Source organism: Halorubrum sp. AD140, assembly GCF_034497445.1.
Taxonomy (GTDB): domain Archaea; phylum Halobacteriota; class Halobacteria; order Halobacteriales; family Haloferacaceae; genus Halorubrum.
In genome coordinates this window covers 1-1,080 of the sequence record NZ_JAXRUU010000315.1, presented here as the reverse complement: position 1 = coordinate 1,080, position 1,080 = coordinate 1, and the positions used below count along the sequence as shown (strand labels likewise).

At 67.1% G+C, this 1,080-nt stretch carries 2 protein-coding genes; one reads left to right on the top strand and one right to left on the bottom strand.

Going from position 1 to position 1,080, the window contains the following annotated elements; all coding sequences use genetic code 11:
- Positions 1-20: 20 nt before the first annotated feature.
- A complete protein-coding gene (locus U4E84_RS18480) occupies positions 21-497 on the top strand; it encodes a zinc ribbon domain-containing protein (protein ID WP_322533514.1) in 477 nt (158 codons plus the stop codon).
- Positions 498-525: 28 nt separating this feature from the next.
- On the opposite strand, the gene U4E84_RS18475 is transcribed toward U4E84_RS18480, so the two are convergent.
- Positions 526-1,080, bottom strand: a 555-nt coding sequence (locus U4E84_RS18475) for a cytochrome c oxidase subunit 3 (RefSeq protein WP_322533513.1), incomplete at its 5' end; no start/stop codon positions are given.

The following is a 1,080-nucleotide window of genomic DNA, read 5'->3' as shown; positions in this document are numbered from 1 at the left end:
GGGGACTCGTACGGGCGCTCATGGCTGACCACACGCGTCGGCGACCCTGGCTCGCCGCCCTGCTCGCGCTTGTCGTCTCCGGGCTCGGCCACGCCTACCTCCGTCGATGGGCCCGCGCGTTCGGCTGGTACGTGGCCGTCACCGCGGCGGTGTTCGTGTTCGTCCCCGAGTCGGCTATCTCGGGCGCGTTCGCCGGCGAGCCGCCGGCCGTCCGAGAGGTCGCGCCCGCCGCCGCGGTCGTCGGTGCCAGCGTGATCGACGCGTACGTCGTGGCGCTCCGGAACAACCGGGCGCACGAGCGGGAGCGAGAGACGGTGCGCGCGTCCGGCCGGACGGAGCCGACCGACCACGGAAGGACGGAGAGACCGAACGCGCCGACCGCGGAGCGGCCGGACGACGGCGGGACCGTGCGCTGTCCGGAGTGCGGCAAGGAGACGGACCCGACCGTCGACTTCTGTCAGTGGTGTGCGGAACCGCTCGTCGATGACGACGCGTGAGGACGAAAAGAAAACCCCGTGACCCGCCTCAGAAGAGGTAGAACAGCGGGAAGATGAACACCCAGACGATGTCCACGAAGTGCCAGTAGAGGCCGAAGTACTCGATCGGCCGCTCGTCTTCGAGGTAGTGGCCCTGGTACACCCTGACGAACAGGAAGATGGCCACCACTAAGCCGAGCACCACGTGGATCCCGTGGAGGCCCGTCGTGACGTAGTAGATCGACGCCTGGATCGGGTCGCCGTGAGCGTTCGCGGAGATGGTCACGCCGCGGTCGAAAATCTCGTGGTTCCACTCCCACAGCTTGATCGCCATGAACGTGAACCCGAGCACGATGGTCGTCCCGAGCGTCGCCAGCAGGCCCTGCCGGCTCTGACGGCGGGCCGCGACCAGCGCTAAGATCACGGTGAACGAGGACGTTATCAACACGAACGTGTTGATGAGCCCCGGCAGCGACTCCGTCAGCGGCTCCCACGTCATCCAGCCCGCGTTGTACCGGATGAAGATTGCCGCTGACAGTAGCGCGCCGAAGACGAGCACGTCGGACGCCAAGAAGAACCACATCCCCAGCTTGACCTTCTCGAC